The 16,689-nt window shown below is 41.8% G+C and carries 15 protein-coding genes and 1 pseudogene; 1 reads left to right on the top strand and 15 read right to left on the bottom strand.

Annotation, left to right across the window (positions count from 1 at the left end; genetic code table 11):
- Positions 1 to 17: 17 nt before the first annotated feature.
- The 9 genes from SM123_RS05590 to SM123_RS05550 all read right to left on the bottom strand — a co-directional run bounded on the left by SM123_RS05590 (position 18) and on the right by SM123_RS05550 (position 9,321).
- On the bottom strand, positions 18 to 758 hold the full coding sequence (locus tag SM123_RS05590) for an esterase family protein (protein ID WP_320909175.1): 741 nt from the start codon (positions 756 to 758) through the stop codon (positions 18 to 20).
- A 38-nt stretch (positions 759 to 796) separates the two neighbouring features.
- Positions 797 to 1,624 carry an alpha/beta hydrolase gene (locus SM123_RS05585; protein ID WP_320909174.1) on the bottom strand — a complete coding sequence of 276 codons (828 nt, stop codon included), beginning with the start codon at positions 1,622 to 1,624 and terminating at the stop codon, positions 797 to 799.
- Positions 1,625 to 1,717: 93 nt separating this feature from the next.
- Positions 1,718 to 3,052, bottom strand: a complete 1,335-nt coding sequence (trmFO, locus tag SM123_RS05580; RefSeq protein ID WP_320909173.1) for a methylenetetrahydrofolate--tRNA-(uracil(54)-C(5))-methyltransferase (FADH(2)-oxidizing) TrmFO — start codon at positions 3,050 to 3,052, stop codon at positions 1,718 to 1,720.
- A 203-nt stretch (positions 3,053 to 3,255) separates the two neighbouring features.
- A complete protein-coding gene (gene topA, locus SM123_RS05575; protein WP_320909172.1) occupies positions 3,256 to 5,337 on the bottom strand; it encodes a type I DNA topoisomerase in 2,082 nt (693 codons plus the stop codon).
- A gap of 86 nt (positions 5,338 to 5,423) precedes the next feature.
- A complete protein-coding gene (dprA, locus tag SM123_RS05570; protein WP_118398370.1) occupies positions 5,424 to 6,272 on the bottom strand; it encodes a DNA-processing protein DprA in 849 nt (282 codons plus the stop codon).
- Positions 6,273 to 6,332: 60 nt separating this feature from the next.
- Positions 6,333 to 7,262 (bottom strand): ROK family protein, encoded by a 930-nt coding sequence (locus SM123_RS05565; protein WP_201089147.1) that lies wholly within the window; start codon positions 7,260 to 7,262, stop codon positions 6,333 to 6,335.
- A 3-nt stretch (positions 7,263 to 7,265) separates the two neighbouring features.
- Positions 7,266 to 8,033 (bottom strand): ribonuclease HII, encoded by a 768-nt coding sequence (locus SM123_RS05560; protein WP_320909171.1) that lies wholly within the window; start codon positions 8,031 to 8,033, stop codon positions 7,266 to 7,268.
- On the bottom strand, positions 8,020 to 8,871 hold the full coding sequence (gene ylqF, locus SM123_RS05555; protein WP_254732486.1) for a ribosome biogenesis GTPase YlqF: 852 nt from the start codon (positions 8,869 to 8,871) through the stop codon (positions 8,020 to 8,022). The genes SM123_RS05560 and ylqF overlap by 14 nt, the downstream gene beginning before the upstream one ends.
- Positions 8,872 to 8,982: 111 nt before the next feature.
- Entirely contained in the window at positions 8,983 to 9,321 is a 339-nt protein-coding gene (locus SM123_RS05550; protein WP_003001449.1) for an ATP cone domain-containing protein, read from the bottom strand.
- A gap of 738 nt (positions 9,322 to 10,059) precedes the next feature.
- Here SM123_RS05550 and SM123_RS10275 point away from each other — a divergent pair.
- Positions 10,060 to 10,107: pseudogene (locus tag SM123_RS10275) on the top strand (hypothetical protein); the annotation flags it as partial.
- An 8-nt stretch (positions 10,108 to 10,115) separates the two neighbouring features.
- Here SM123_RS10275 and dapA read toward each other — a convergent pair.
- The 6 genes from dapA to cls form a co-directional block, all read right to left on the bottom strand.
- Positions 10,116 to 11,051, bottom strand: a complete 936-nt coding sequence (dapA, locus tag SM123_RS05540; protein WP_049483556.1) for a 4-hydroxy-tetrahydrodipicolinate synthase — start codon at positions 11,049 to 11,051, stop codon at positions 10,116 to 10,118.
- A gap of 252 nt (positions 11,052 to 11,303) precedes the next feature.
- Complete coding sequence (locus tag SM123_RS05535; protein ID WP_254732483.1) at positions 11,304 to 12,380, bottom strand: aspartate-semialdehyde dehydrogenase; 1,077 nt, start codon at positions 12,378 to 12,380, stop codon at positions 11,304 to 11,306.
- Between the two features lie 144 nt (positions 12,381 to 12,524).
- On the bottom strand, positions 12,525 to 13,076 hold the full coding sequence (locus tag SM123_RS05530) for a LemA family protein (protein WP_024055977.1): 552 nt from the start codon (positions 13,074 to 13,076) through the stop codon (positions 12,525 to 12,527).
- On the bottom strand, positions 13,073 to 14,074 hold the full coding sequence (locus tag SM123_RS05525; RefSeq protein ID WP_070846332.1) for a DUF3137 domain-containing protein: 1,002 nt from the start codon (positions 14,072 to 14,074) through the stop codon (positions 13,073 to 13,075). The genes SM123_RS05530 and SM123_RS05525 overlap by 4 nt, the downstream gene beginning before the upstream one ends.
- A 285-nt stretch (positions 14,075 to 14,359) precedes the next feature.
- Positions 14,360 to 15,019, bottom strand: a complete 660-nt coding sequence (locus tag SM123_RS05520) for a DNA alkylation repair protein (RefSeq protein ID WP_320909169.1) — start codon at positions 15,017 to 15,019, stop codon at positions 14,360 to 14,362.
- A 15-nt stretch (positions 15,020 to 15,034) separates the two neighbouring features.
- Entirely contained in the window at positions 15,035 to 16,609 is a 1,575-nt protein-coding gene (gene cls, locus SM123_RS05515) for a cardiolipin synthase (RefSeq protein ID WP_320909168.1), read from the bottom strand.
- Between the last annotated feature and the right edge of the window lie 80 nt (positions 16,610 to 16,689).

Raw genomic sequence — 16,689 nt, 5'->3', positions numbered from 1 at the left:
GTCTCCTCCCTTTTTACTTATAGATACATTTGGCCTAGGAAATATGGCATTTGTTTGCGCCACCATTCCCAATCGTGGGCGACATCATGTCCCCATTCAGCGAACCATGCAGGAATATTTTTGTGATCAAAGGCTTCTTTCAGTTTGTAGAAAGATGGAAGTCCATCTTGTTCCCAAGCCCCTAAACCAGTACAAACAACGATTTCCGCCTGACGGTAACGATCAATAAACCAGCCATCATTTTGGTTCCAGATATAATCAGATGGCGAGTTTTGATAAATGGCTTCATCGCCTCCAAAGTCACCAACAAAGAAAAGAGCATCATAGACACCACTCAAGGCAATCACTTTGTTGAAGACATCTGGATGTTGCAAGAAGAAATTGAGCGCGTGGTAGGCCCCCATAGAGCAACCAGTTGTCATCATCGGATCAAACCAGCCTGTTTTGTGTTTGATAAAAGGAATGGCTTCTTCAATCACATAGCGTTCATAAGCTCGGTGCATTTCTGCTCGATCGTGAGGATTCTTCCAATTACAAAGCCAGCTATCACTATCCACACTAGAAAGGGTAAAGAATTGAACCCGTCCTTCTTCGATAAACTGAGCACAAGCATCAATCATACCAAAGTCATAGTACTCGTTATGGCTTCCACCTGATGAAGCGAAGACCACAACAGGAATACCAGCATGTCCATAGCGGTTCAGATACATTTCACGGTTGAGTTGGCCACTCCAGTGGCTTAAATGTTCAATATTCATAAGTTTCCTCTTTCCTTTATTTCTTTATTTACAGTCTATTAATCCCAATTTTCTGCCAAAAAACGAAGGCATTCTGGTAAATGTTCAGCCCAAGCTTCTTCATGGTGAATAGCACCGGATTGAATCCGAATGGCAATATGATTGAGATCGACCCCTTGTTGGATGACGTCGTGATAATAACGAAGAGATGAATCGATATAGGCTTGCTTGATGTTCCCTGCCATCAAAGTTTTATCTGTATCATCCGCCTCTTCAGTCCCCACATAGATGTAGATCCGTTGGTCTGCATATAATTTTTTGCGTTCGATATAATGATTGAAGGCATCTTGGTGCAGCCAGTTAGCGGATGAAAAGATACCTAAACAACCAATTTGATCTTGGTATTCTAATCCCAAGAATTGGGTAATATTTCCCCCCAAGGAAGAACCAATCATGGCCGTATGTTCTCGATCAGCAAGAGTCCGGTATTCTTGGTCGATAAAAGGTTTCACCACCTCCATGACAAATTCGCCGTACTCAACTCCCTTGCCACCAAATTGCATGCCAGGAATATTGGATTCCTTGTACTTCCAGGCAGAGTATTCATTCATGCGTTGGAAACCATCATTATCGATCGCAACGACAATCATGCGGCTAATATCAGGATTCCGCTTGATGGCTGGAATGACTTTCCAGGAATGACCCGCATAAGCTTCCTTGCTATACAAGACATTTTGCCCATCGTGGAAATAAACAACAGGGTAACGTCTATCTGTATCCGTTTCATAATTCTTAGGTAATAAGACTCGCACACGACGGAGTTTTCCGGTATAAGGCACTTTCAACTCGTGTGTCTTCATATCTAAATAAAAATAGGATTTGTTCATTGTCAGAAAACTCTCTATATTCTAAATTTTATTCATTATACCATTTTTAGAAGAAAAAGTCTGGATTTTCTCCAAACTTTTTCCTTTATTGGGTTATTTTTCCATAAACTGAGACAAATCTTGTAAAGAACGTTCGGCAATTTTCTCATACCGTTCCTTTTTATCCCGAATGCGTGGTCCTTCTAGCTCCTTGATAATCCCGAAGTTGACATTCATGGGTTGGAAATGTTTGCTATCGGCATGGGTGATATAGTGAGCCAAACTTCCGATAGCTGTTGTTTCTGGGAAAATCGCTGCTTCTTCTCCTTTGAAAAGGCGAGCGGCATTGATTCCAGCTACCAAACCTGAGGCAGCTGACTCAACATAGCCTTCTACCCCTGTCATTTGACCTGCAAAGAAGAGATTAGCTTGTTTCTTAGAACGGTAGGTTTGTTCCAGCAGATTTGGAGAATCCATGTAGGAATTGCGGTGCATGACGCCGTATCTGACAAACTCCGCATGTTCCAAACCTGGAATCATTTGGAAAACCCGTTTTTGCTCACCCCATTTAAGGTGAGTTTGGAAGCCGACGATATTGTAAAGGCTAGCTGCCACATTGTCTTGACGCAACTGAACAACTGCATAGGGTGTCTTAAACTCCCCATCACGTGGACCTTTGTAATCATCTGGATACTCGAGTCCAACTGGTTTCATAGGGCCATAGAGCATGGTTTTGATGCCTCGTTTGGCCATGACTTCAATTGGCATACAACCTTCAAAATACTTTTCTTTTTCAAAAGAGTTGAGCGGGGCTTCTTCTGCATTGACCAAGGCCTCGTGGAAATCCATAAATTCCTGTTTGGTCATGGGACAGTTGAGATAGGCTGCTTCTCCCTTGTCATAGCGTGACTTGAGATAGACCTTGTTCATATCGACAGTATTGACATCGATGATTGGAGCTGCTGCATCATAGAAATAGAAACCGTCGCCACCATTGAGGGTATGGATCTTTTCTGCCAAGGCATCGCTAGTTAGAGGCCCCGTTGCGACCACTGTGATGGCATCTGTCGGCAATACCGTAATTTCATCGCGAATGACTTCGATGAGTAGGTGTTGGGACACCTTTTCCGTCACTTGGTTAGCAAAGCCCTCCCGGTCCACTGCAAGTGCTCCACCGGCCGGTACACGAGTCGCTTCAGCTGCTTCAAGGATAACAGAACCCAGGCGACGCATTTCTTCTTTGAGGAGGCCAACAGCATTGGTCAGAGAATCTCCTCGAAGAGAGTTGGAACAGACTAACTCAGCAAAGTTGTCTGTTTTGTGTTGCGGAGTGGATTTGACCCCACGCATTTCATAGAGCTTGACCGGAATTCCCTGTTGGGCAATCTGATAAGCCGCTTCCGAGCCAGCAAGGCCCGCACCGATCACATTGATATAAGATTGAGACATGACACTAATACCTCTTTGGGTATCAAAACACCCTGCTGGACTGTTTTGACACCCACAAATCTTTCTAATTTTCTACTTGCTCCATTATACCAAAAAGCCAAATAAAAAGACAGGTAGGTTTTTCCTTCCTGTCCAACGAATGTCTATTATAACAGACATTTATAAAAATTGCCGTTATAATAGACATTGAATTATTTGAAAGCTTATTTCACTTTTTCTTCTTCGTAGTCGCCATTGCTACATACAACTTGTTTGCCGCCACCACGAACTTTTTTCTCAACTAAGTAGTGGCCACATTTTGGACAATCCCGACCGATCGGTTTATCCCAAGAGGTAAATTCACACTCTGGATAGCGATTGCATCCATAGAAAATACGATTCCGCTTGGTTTTGCGTTCGATGATTTGTCCCTGATGACACTCAGGACACTCCACGCCGATTTCTTTGACAATGGCCTGAGTATGACGACAATCTGGGAAATTACTACAAGCATAGAACTTACCAAAACGTCCTAATTTAATCACCATCGGGCTACCACAAACTTCACAATCAAAACCAGCTGGTTCGTCTTTGATTTGGATTTTTTCCATCTCTTCTTCAGCCTTTGCGACTTCCTTAGTGAATGGTTTGTAGAAGGCATCGATGACTTTTTGCCACTCTTCCTTTCCAAGTTCGACATCATCGAGTTTCCCTTCCATCTCTGCTGTGAAGGTCACGTTGACGATATCTGGGAAGAATTCAACAATCAGTTTATTGACGATTTCCCCTAATTCTGTTGGTTCAAAGCGTTTTGCTACCAGCTTCACATAATAGCGTTTTTGAATGGTCTCAATCGTCGGAGCATAGGTTGAAGGACGACCAACACCGTTCTCTTCCAAGGTCTTAATCAAGGTCGCTTCAGAATAACGAGCAGGTGGTTGAGTGAAGTGTTGCTCCGGCTTGCTATTGACTTGCTTGACGATATCGCCTTCTACCATATCCGGTAACATCTTGTTCTTATCTGAGTCGTTATAAATAGCCAAATAACCATCAAACTTCACCTGGCTCCCATTTGCCGTATACTGAACCCCATTTTGCCCCAAACGGACATTCATAGTATCAAAGACAGCAGCTGTCATTTGACTAGCTACAAAGCGGTTCCAAATCAAAGTGTAGAGTTTTAATTGGTCTTTGTCCAAGTATTTGGCAATGCTCTCAGGAGTATTGAAGACGCTGGATGGACGAATGGCTTCGTGGGCATCTTGGGCACCAGAAGCATTCTTCACGCGGCTTCCATGCTTGGAATATTTCTCACCAAAGCGATCCACGATAAAGTTAGCTGCTTCATTTTGCGCAACTGGGCTGATCCGTGTAGAATCGGTACGCATATAGGTAATCAAACCTTGAACACCAGAGCCAATATTGATTCCTTCGTACAACTGCTGGGCGACCATCATGGTCTTGCGTGTACGGAAGTTGATCTTATTGGCAGCGTCCATCTGCATGGAAGAGGTGGTGTATGGAAGTGGCGCATTCCGACGACGTTCTTTCTTTTCCACCTTCTCAACGGTAAAATCTTTACCATCTAAGCGCTCAAGAACAGCTTTCACCTCTTCATTGGTGTTGAGCTTCATCTTCTTGTCATCAATCCCATAGAAGCTGGCTTGGAATTGCTTGGTCCCTTTTTTAAAGACGCCATCAATGGTCCAATATTCTTCCGGCTTGAAATCATTGATTTCATTTTCACGATCAATGATTAATTTGAGGGCAACAGATTGCACGCGTCCTGCAGAAAGTCCTTTTTTGACCTTTTTCCAAAGAATAGGCGAAATCGAATACCCTACAATCCGGTCCAAGACCCGACGGGCTTGTTGGGCATCGACCAAGTCCATATCGATTTGGCGCGGTTCTTTAAAGGCATTTTTAACGGCATCCTTGGTGATTTCGTTAAAGACCACACGGTTTTTTTCTTTGGCATCCAAGTTCAAAATATGCGCTAAATGCCAAGAAATAGCTTCTCCCTCGCGGTCCGGGTCACTTGCGAGAAAGACTTGTTTGGCTTTTTTAGCTTCTTTTTTCAAATCATTGATCAAGGGACCTTTTCCGCGAATATTGATATACTCCGGTTCATAGTTATTGTCGAAATCGATCGACATGGTTGATTTTTTCAGGTCCCGAATATGGCCAACACTGGCCATGACTTTGTAGTTACGACCAAGGTATTTCTCGATTGTTTTGGCCTTAGCAGGAGACTCCACAATCACCAAATTTTTCTTGGTTGTACTGCTTTTCTTTTTTGTTACCACGTTTTATCCCTCTGTATTGTATAAATCTCATTGAGTTTAATACATTTTAAGAAAGATGTCAACTAGGAACTTCTCCTATAGGAAAATCACAATTCGTATTTCAATTCATCAAGAATGTCCTGGCCTGATGTGATAAGCTTTGCGCCTTCTTGAATTAGGTGATGGCAGCCTGCAGATTTTCCATCTAAAATATTTCCTGGAATAGCGAAAACGTCTCGGCCTTCTTCCATAGCACGCTCACAAGTAATCAAACTGCCTGAACGGAATCGCGCCTCTGCCACAATCACTGCCTGACAGAGACCAGCAATGATGCGATTTCTCTCAGGAAAATGAAACTTAAGTGGTGCCTGCCCTGGACCATACTCGCTCAAGATCAGATGGTGTTCCCCCATATGGGACTGTAATCTCTGATTGCTTTTAGGATAAAAGACATCCAGTCCCGTTCCAATCACTCCGATGGTCTTACCACCATTTCGTATACTGGCATAATGAGCTGTCGCATCAATTCCCTTAGCAAGTCCACTAACAATGACCAGTTCATTTCCAAGTTCCTTAATTATCTTCTCTACAGAACGAACCCCTTCTCGCGTGGTCTCTCGAGCTCCAACAACTGCAATCTTCGGTTTGCTTAACAGTTGCAAATCCCCTTGGTAAAAAAGGAGTACAGGAGGATTGTAGATCTGTAGCAATTCCTCAGGGTATTCTGGATCAAAAATGGATAGAGATGGGAACCGTTCAAACTCCTTGTGTAAATGGTCTTCATCTAGTTGCCGGTATTTGTCTACAAAATGAAGGATACTGCGACAGCGAGCGATCCTCGCTATCTCTTCTAAGCTTGGTAAGACTTGCTCTTTCCTACAGTAGTCCAAGACTCTCAAGACTTGCTCATTTGATAAACCGGCTTCTTTTAATTTAAAGATTTCAAATTTCTCCATGGTCACCTTCTACTTCCTCTCACTTATTTATTCGAAAAAGAAAAGAAAAAAGCTCTATTTCTAGAACTTTTTTTGATATGTCGAAGAATAAAAGTAAGATGCGGCACCAATCAAGTTGCTTTCATTATGGAAGCGAGCCGCTTGGATCGGCAAGGCCTCAAATTGTTTATGCCCTTTTTGAGAGAGCAGCTCATGGTATTGTCGACTGATCTCATCGATCAATAGTGGTTGACTACTAATGCCCCCGCCAATCGTCACTTTTTCAATCAGGAGCAATGATTGAAGATTAAAAATCAAAATTGCAATATCATGACAATATTCTTGAAACAAGGATATCAGCTCCTCATGGCCCCCTAGATCAAGAGCTTTGAAAACAGCTATACCATCTGCCTTTTCTAGGTTTAAAATATGACTAGCCTTCTCAACAAATTGAACAGCTGAACCGGTGTTTTCCAAAAGATTGGAAATGCCTTGCAAAAAGAGTTCACGATGAAAGCGGCGATTTTCTGGTGTTCTTTCTGCCTTATCAATAGACCGAATGTATTCTGTCAGTTGCCATCCTCTCAATAGGTCACCATTAGAAAGAAGAGCGAGACCTACTCCTGTCCCCAAGACCAAGGTCGCACCACATGGACAATCTTTTAGATTACCAAGCCTTGCTTCCGCTAGACCAGCGGCTTCTCCATCATTGAGAACAGTGACGGGTACTTGAAATGTTTGTTCGAGTTTACTTGCTAGAGGAATGCTGCGCAAATATGGAATGAGACCACCTCGCAAGACAAAGCCAAGGCTCTTTTGGATCTCACCGGGGCATGAAATGGCGATTCCCTCGATTTCTTCCCTTACGGGTGTAACGATTTCTTCTAATCCTTGCCAAAACTCCTCAATCGTAGGTGGTGTTGGGATCTTGTCTGTATGAACCAATTGATAGTCTGCGTCCATCAGACCGTACTTTATAAAGGTACCACCGATGTCGATAGTGAATAGCATAACCTAATCCTCACACATTGATTTGACGGGTTCAAACGAACGCCGATGGATAGGGGTCACTCCCAGCTGGTCGAGGCCAGCCAGATGCTTAGCTGTCCCATAGCCAGCGTTCTGTGCAAAATCATAACCCGGATATTTTCGATCAAACTCTTCCATCATCTGATCCCGAGTCACCTTGGCTACGATGGATGCTGCAGCAATGGATAAGGAGTTGGCATCCCCTTTGATGATACTAGTTTGGGAAATAGGAAGATCTAACCTCATGGCATCAATCAAAAGATGCTGGGGTTGAGGCTCTAGCTGACCAATGGCTTCCCTCATGGCTAGCTTCGTAGCTTCATAGATATTAACCTGGTCAATCACTTGATTATCCTTGATGCCGATTCCGATCGCAATGGCGTTTTGGAGCACAGCCTCATAGATTTCCTTGTGTTTTGATTTTGGAATCTTTTTACTATCGTTGAGTCCTGGAATTTTACAAGCTTTCGGCAAGATCACGGCAGCTGCAACAACTGGTCCCGCTAATGGACCACGTCCCACTTCATCCACTCCTGCAATGAGCTGAATCCCTTGAGTATAAAGTTCTTTTTCATAGGCTAGCATTTTTTCCAAACGTTCATCTTCATCTAAACGTTTTTGGATTTCTTTTTTTCGCTTTGCGATCGCTTGGATCACACCAGATCGGCTATCCTGTTCCAATTCAGTCAATAAAGGATCGTCTAACCGCTGAATGCTTGCTAATTGTTCTTTAATTTCCTTAATGGTTGCCATCAAATTCCCCTACGCGATCTAGCGTATAGCGTCCCAATTTTCCATCGCGGACGTCTTTAACAAAGAGTTGGTAAAAACGGTCGTAATCTTCACGAAATCCTAATTTCTGGGTCATTTCCATAATGATTTCAGGAGCTTCTTGTTCCAGATCCATTTGTTTAAAACGTTCCTGCAAAACAGCTGGATAATGCTCTTTAAAATAGTTAAGGCCAAAGATGGTCACTTCATCCATTGGAAGCAACTGATCCTTTATCGCTCCTGTTAAGGCGAGCTTTAAAGCCACTTCTTCATCTTCAAACTTTGGCCAGAGAATCCCTGGGGTATCCAAGATTTCAAGGTCTTTATTGGTTTTCAACCATTGTTGCCCCTTGGTCACCCCTGGTTTATTTCCAACAACAGCAATCTTTTTCCCCGCTAAGCGGTTCATCAGAGTTGATTTCCCGGCATTAGGAATCCCGATAATCATGGTCCGAAGGGTTTCAATCTGAATCCCTCGTTCCTTCTGACGAGCAATTTTATCGGCCATCAAGCTCTTAGCAGCATCTGTGACCTTCTTAACCGTAGATTGCTCTTTGGAGTTGATAGCCAAGGTTTTGATGCCTTGAGACTCAAAATAGTCCTGCCATTCTTTTGTTGCCACAGGATCTGCCAAGTCTACCTTGTTCAAAATCATTAATTTAGGCTTATCACCAACAATTTTGGTTAACATAGGATTTTGGCTTGATAGGGGCAAACGAGCATCTACCAGAACCGTCACAAAATCCACAAATTTTAAATTTTCTTGTACTTGTCTTCTAGCTTTGGACATGTGTCCAGGAAACCATTGTATAGTTGCCATGTTCTCCATTCCTTTCCAGTTCAATCTCTTCTATTATACCATGTTTTCTGAAATCACTGTGATTAAGAAAAATACTAAAAAGAAGCTACCGAAGTAACTTCTATTAGTATTCTAGCGAATTTGCTCAAAATGCAAATGCACGGCGATATGATCACCATAGCCACTCCGTTCCAAATCACGTTGCAAGCGATAAGAAATGTAGTGTTCTGCAATGGTAATATAACCTGCTCCCAGCAAGCGTTGTTCCACTAATGATTGGATCATACTGATGGTTGCGCGTTCTACTTGAGCTTCATCCAAATCCATAGCAACTTTCTTGGTCACTTGAGCTAGGTTTTGTCGCAAATCATCTGTCAAAACATAGACAACTTGCGCAGCTTTCAAAATAGCTTGGTAAATTTTATCTGGGTTGAATTCAACCACTTCTCCACTACGTTTAATGACTTCCATCGGAGTCTCCTTTATGTTTAAATTTTCATGAATACTCCATTTCCCTTAGAAAGAAATGAAGACCTACTACTTTATTATATAATTTTTTTGCCAAGAATCAAAGCTCTTTTCAGGACTTAGAGTAGATGATTGGATGAAAAAATCTAACGATCACTTTTTTCCATGACCACATCTTCTTTTTTATAGCTGTAGGTCAATCTCCAAAGATGGTCAGAGACATGATCCAAACGGAAGGTCTTCAAAATCTTCTTCAGAGGTAACTTCTCCATCTCTACTTTTCTAATGAGTTCCACTAATAGTTCACCACCAGCATTGACAGCAATCAGCTGATCTTCGTCACTATCATATTGGAGAAGGACTGTTTTAGTCGGTTTATAGAGAACATTATAGAGATTGTAGGCTCTATCAATTTCAAAATGTTTATCCTTGTCGGCTTCTCTTGAGTAGCGGTGAATCGTAAGGGGACCAATTTGAAAAGCTCCTGCTAAACTAAAAATAAATCCTAAAGCTGCTACCGTTTCCCAAAGAAGATTGAGTAGCTTGGAATCGAAATCAAATATGAAATGAACTAGCAATAAAATAATTCCTGTACCAAATCCAATTAAAAGTAAGAGAGCGCCGATGCATCCAGCTTTTTCGCCTGTTTTAATGGTCGGTTTATCATGGATCATCACACCATCTAACTTTTCAAGACCATGACGTTCTTTAAATTTTTCTAGTTCTGATTTTTCTGAATCCGTTTTTTCTAACTCTGTTTTTTCTAACTCTGACATACATTCCTCATGACAATTTTATTAATAATCCGGACGAAGGACTCCCGTAATGATCTCTTTAGTAGCATGGTAATCCCCATCTACTACAACCTTGATGATACGTTTCGCTTCTTCTGCCGGTGCTGGCACCAATGGCAAACGAGTTGGCCCTGCTTCAAAGCCCATATAGTTTAAGACAGCTTTGACAGGAGCTGGACTCGGATATGAGAAGAGAGCATTGACTTTAGGGATAAATTGACGTTGGATAGCCGCAGCCTTTTTAATATCATTGTGTTCAATGGCTTGGAACATCTCATGCATTTCATCTCCATTTGTATGAGAAGCCACTGAGATCACTCCATCAGCCCCAAGGTTCATCGCATGGAAAGCATCTCCATCTTCCCCTGTATAGACGAGAAATTCTTCTGGCTTGTGTTCAATCAAGTAGGCCATATTAGCCAGGGTTGTACACTCTTTTACCCCAATGATATTTGGGTGTTCTGCCAAACGAAGCATGGTTTCTGGTGTCATTTCGACAACCACTCGCCCTGGAATATTGTAGATAATAATCGGAAGATTAGATGCATCCGCAATCGCTTTAAAGTGTTGATACATTCCTTCTTGGGATGGTTTGTTGTAGTAAGGGACGATAGCCAATCCTGCTGCAAAGCCACCAAAAGCATCCACTTCTTTAACGAACTCAATCGAGTCGCGGGTTTCATTGGTTCCGACACCAGCGATCAAAGGAACTCGACCATTGACAATCTTTTGAACGGCCGCAAAGAGTTGCAATTCCTCATCGTGGGTCAGAGTTGGACTTTCTGCAGTCGTTCCAGCTAAGAGAATCCCATCTGTATGATGAGCCAAGAGGTGCTCGATCAAGGCAGGAAGAGCATCAAAATTAATGGTTCCATCTTCATGGAAGGGGGTGATAAATGCAGTGATGATTTTACAATCTTTTAAATCATTATAAGACATTGAAAAACCTTTCTCTATATAAGAAAGAGGCTGGGGCATGCTTGCCTTTGCCTCAAGATCTGTTCATAAAACAAGTTGATTCGTTAGAAAGCTGAGGAAGAAATCAAACTCTTCGAGTTGCTGATTTCTGAATCCTGACGCAGTGGTTGATTGGAACTACTCATGTTTGCAACATTCGTACTTCCTAATCAACTGTGCGGGGGCGAAACTACGAAATCAAACTCTTCGAGTTACTGATTTCTGTTTCGCTCCCTATTTCAATTCAAATTTCAATTCAGCTGTTGGACGTACGAGTCCGCGTTCGTGAAGAGTTTCTGCGATTTGGACTGAGTTCCAAGCAGCTCCTTTAAGGAGGTTATCTGAAACAACCCACATGTGGATTCCTTTTTCAGCATCCAAGTCTTTACGAATCCGTCCGACGAATGTATCACGTGAACCGACAGCATTGACTGCTTGAGGATAGATTTGGTGAGCGACATCGTCTTCAAGGACTGCACCTGGGAATTCTGCAATAGCAGCTTTCACTTCGTCAATTGGTGCCACTTCTTTTGTTTCAATGTAGACTGACTCTGAGTGAGCTGACAAGACTGGAATCCGCACACAAGTTGCTGACACGGCAATGCTATCGTCTTCCATAATTTTCTTAGTCTCGTTTGTCATCTTCATTTCTTCGTAAGTATAGTCATTTTCTGTGAAGACGTCAATTTGTGGAAGAGCGTTGAAAGCAATTGGGTAATGTTTTTTATCACCACCTGAAGGCAAGATTTCAGCTTTGACATCGCGTGGGTTGACCCCATCATTCAAGACTTCCTTCAACTCACGTTGGGTTTCAAGAATAGCTCCCATACCGGCACCTGAAACAGCTTGGTAAGTAGATACGATGATACGGTCCAAGCCCCATTTTTGACGAACTGGCTCAAGAGCGACCATCATTTGGATTGTTGAACAGTTTGGACAAGAGATGATTCCGTTGTGAGCATCAAGAGCATGTGCATTCACTTCAGGAACTACCAATGGGACATCCGGATTTTGACGGAAATAAGAAGTGTTATCAACCACTACTGCGCCTGCTTTTACCGCATAAGGTGCATATTTGGCAGATGTTGAACCACCAGCTGAGAAAAGAGCAATATCAACGCCTTCAAAAGCATCTTCAGTCGTTTCTTCGATGGTCACGTCTTGCCCTTTAAATTGCAAGACTTTTCCTGCAGAACGTGCTGACGCAAGGTAGCGAATTTTATCGATTGGAAGAGTAGATTCTTCCAACATTTTGATCATTTGAGCACCAACGGCACCTGTAGCACCGACAACAGCAACTGTGTATCCCATAGTAAATCCTCTTTCAAAATTTTCTAAAAATTGAGTATTTGTACCATTATACAATTTTTTGGCATAAATGAAAAGTACCAACAGTAGGAAAAAATCCTGATTCTAAGACCAGGATTTTTAATGGTTATTTATCATAAAAGCTCTTTAATTCAGGTCATAGTTCAAATCACTTAAATCTTTCTTACCTTGTGTTTCTTCAGCAAGAAATGGAACTTGATGGATCCCCTTTACACCTGCTACGATAGACGCTGGAAAGGAAACAATTTCTTGATTGATGTGGCTGACATTACTGTTAACAATTCGCTTCGCTGCAGCAAGATCTTCATTTTCGTCAGCAATTTCCTTTTGTAGGGCCAAGAATTGGTTAGAAGACAAGAGCTCTGGATAGTTTTCACCCACTGCACGAATTTGTGCCAAGACATCATTTTGATTGGTAATGACTTGGTTGGATTCTTGAATAGTTGCTCCTTGGCGTAAAGCAACTAAATCAGTGAAAATCTGTTGCTCATGTTTGGCATAAGCTTTGGCTACTTTTAGCATTTCCGAAATGGTATCATAGCGTTTTACGAGAACGATATCGACCGTTCTCTTTGATTCTTCAATGGTCACTAGATAGCGATTGAGACGATTTCCTACACTAATAAACCAAATAGCCAATAGGGCAACAAATATGATTAAGCCGATAATGAGATTCATGATGCTTCTCCTTCAAAAATTGCTGTTATTTCTTTAATTAAAGCTAGTTCTCTGCATAATTTATGATATTCAGATACCAAAGATAGTTGATCAATATCTTCTGGTTTTTGGGGCGTCGGAAAGATATAGCGATCGGTATACAAAGAAATAAATAGTTTCTTGTCTTTCAAAAATACACACATGGCATTTTGAGAAATTTGTCGATCAAACCATTCCAACATCTTAGGGGTGAGAAATTTACGGGCAGACAGTTCATCCGTGCAGTAGATATTGTAATTTTCGTTATTGCGAATATCCTCGGTTTCAATCTGAACTTCATCTCCTCTGGCTCCAGGATAAACCCCATTCACCTCCCTCTTAAAAAGAAATGATTTCTTGGTCGGAACCACCCGAAGATGACCAGAGAAATTGATCGGTAGACATAAAGAGAACACTTGTCCAAGGAAATCTGTAACTTCCACATGTTCCGTCCTCGTATGTCCATTAGATGTCCGGTAACGAGTCTCCGTATGATGGGCATAGAGATTTGACACCGTTAGCTCTTTGTCATCATGAAACGATAGTTCTTTGAAACATAGAAAATCAGTCGACCGAGGACATAAATGCGAGAGAGCTTCAGAAGGGATGGAACCGTCCTCTTTGATCGAAGCTCGAGGAAAAACTTCCTTTAATACAGGCGAAAGGATATCATCAAGATAGATCTCATCGTTCGAACGAATTCGATCCCCAAACAAGGCTTTTCGTTTTTTATATTGTGGCCAATAATACAAACCAACAACTAAAAGGATCAAAGGAATAGCTGCAAAACGCAATAAAATGAGAGACAGTATGGCGCAAATAATACCAAAGGATCGCAAAACATTCCACTTAAGATTGTTCTTCATCTGTTCTCGGATCAATCCGATGGCATCCTGAAATTGTTTAGAGTTTTCAAGCTCCTCAATTTTATGCGAATAGTCTGTAGATGCTGAATCATTAGAATGATAGAAATCTCCCAATCAACTCCACTCCTTTCTGACCTAGGCACTTTACTATATTATAACACCAACATAACTTTGTAGCAACTGTATTATAATAGTTTTCGGTTCTTTGAGGAAACAAAAAAATCCTGATCCGAAGACCAGGATTTGAGGCACCTTTCGGTGAGAACAGCAGGTTCACACAACTGTTCAAGGTCCGCTCCTGCGTTACAATTGAATGTAGACCTCCTCAGCGCAAAAGGCTCCAAAGGAGCCAATCGACTCATCGCATGAATCTAGTTTACCATGAACATCCACAAACTGTCAAGAAGGTAAGTACTTGCTTCCTTCCCGAATGCTTAATGGTGACAACTGATCTCGATAGCGGTCGATAAAGGCCCCTACCCAATCCGGATTGACCTTGGAATAGTTGCGTAAGCTCCAGCCAATTGCCTTATTTATAAAGAACTCGCTTTGACCTAGATTATTGAGGATCACTTTTTCTAACAAATCCGTATCTGTTTTTTCTTTCCTCATAAGCTGGTGATCAATGGCAATCCGCCTCAACCAAAAGTCCTGATCCCTACTCCAATCCAGCATAACCTGTTTGGTTTCTGGATATGTGAAAGTAATCTCTCCGATGATGCGGTCCAACTGATCAATACTATCCCACCAGGACTTGGTTTGAGCCAATTCCTTTAGCTTTGGAAAATCTTCAGGTCTAAGCTCCTTCTTCTTTTTATCCAGATAATCCATAGCAATATATTGAAACTCACGGTAAGGTTGCTGCCAACACTCTTCCACAAAAGTCCAATCAATTGGATCCTTTATGAAGGGTTTAAAAAACTCTCTTTCAATCTTTTTGAGAATTGGTTTTTGAACGCCAAGAAAGCTGAATTTATTTTTCATATAAGCTTCCATTGCTGAGACTTTCGCTGGATCAGCTTGGTTTTCTAACAATTTCAAAAGAATTTTTGTATCCATATGATTCCTCCTTTTTTACATCAAAGGTCCAATCAGAGAAAAAAGATAACCGCCCAGACGATGAGCCATAGGCATTTTAGATAAACTTTCTAGAGTGACTTCCTCTGAGAGAGCCTGGGTTTTCTCAAAATCTTCTTCAATCTTTAGCACTTCCAGAGTTTTGTAGAGATAGACCCCATCTTCAAAATTTTGATAAAGACTTCGGTAGTCTGTATTAATGGTTCCTACCACAGCTTGTTGGCTATCAGAAACATAAACTTTAGCATGGACAAAACCTGGGGTATAACGGAAAATACGGACGCCAGCATCCAAGAGCACTTTAAAATAGGTCGTCGCAATATCAAAGGCATATTGTTTATCTGGAATCCCTGGCATAATGATCCGAACATCTACTCCTCGTTTGGCCGCGAAAGTCATAGCTCTAACCAATTCGTCATCCAAGATCAAATAAGGGGTCATGATGTGAACATAATCGGTCGATGTATTCAGTAAATGAAGATAAACATCCTCAGCCACTTTGTGATAGGTCAATGGTGAATTGCCATAAGGGAGTACAAAGCCCTGACTCTTTCTTTGTTGAGGTTTTTCTTGTAGATAGCGCTCCATATCCCTTTTATCTTCTATTCCAGTCACTGTCCACATGGTCAAAAAGAGAGCTTTCAGTGTTTGAACTGCTGAACCATCTAAGCGAAGGGTCGTGTCTTTCCAATGACCAAAGCGTTCTCGTTTATTGACATACTCATCAGCAATATTAACGCCACCAGTGTAAGCAACTTGACCATCAATCACTGTAATCTTTCGATGGTCGCGGTAATTGTAATAGGTTGATAGAATGGGCTTGACTGGTGAGAAGGTCTGAGCCTTAATCCCAACCTTGTGCAAGCGCTCGATATAATCGTAGGACAAGGTAGTCATCTCATTCATCCCATCAAACATGACACGAACGTCCAGACCTGCCTTGGCCTTCTCCTCCAAAATAGCTAAAATCTCACCCCACATGATCCCTTCGTCAATAATGAAATATTCCATGAAGATATAACGTTCCGCCTTTTTCAAATCCTCTAACAAGGCTGGTAGCATGTCATCTCCAAGTGGAAAATAGGTAACCTCTGTGTTGCTGTAGATAGGAAACTGGGCTGGACTATGCTCCAAAAAATAAGCTAATTTCTGTAATTGGCGATCACTTTGGGATAAATAATCAGCAACTTCTGGATCGGTGCTTAGATAGTCAGATGCCTGCACTGTAGCATTCTCAAGCCGCTTCTTCAAGCGTCTCACACCCAAATCAGCTAACGAAAAGTAAAGCAGAGCCGTCCCAAAAATTGGAAAGAGGGCAATGATAATCACCCAGGACAGTTTGGAACGAGAATCCATGGAACGATTGAGCAAGTAAAAGAAGGTAAAGACACTCAACAAGTGTTCCCATAAGATAATGGATGGGAAATGCTCTTGTAGGCTGAGATATGAAAAGACAAGAAAGGCCAATTCCAGTAAGAAGAACAGGAGAATGGGAACCTTTCGGTTAAGTAGAATTTTGGCCCATCTGGAGGGCTTTTGAGGTAACAGCCTAGCACTTTGTTCTTGAGTCATAAAAACCTCTTTCGTATAAAAACATCTTCTATGCTGAATTATTTATGGATTGTTTCAAGTGATATGGAGTTTTCATTTTA

Origin of the sequence: Streptococcus sp. S5 (assembly GCF_034134805.1) — a bacterium.
Taxonomy (GTDB): Bacteria; Bacillota; Bacilli; order Lactobacillales; family Streptococcaceae; genus Streptococcus; species Streptococcus lingualis.
Note: the sequence above shows the minus strand (reverse complement) of the source record. Positions and strands in the feature narration are given on the sequence as shown.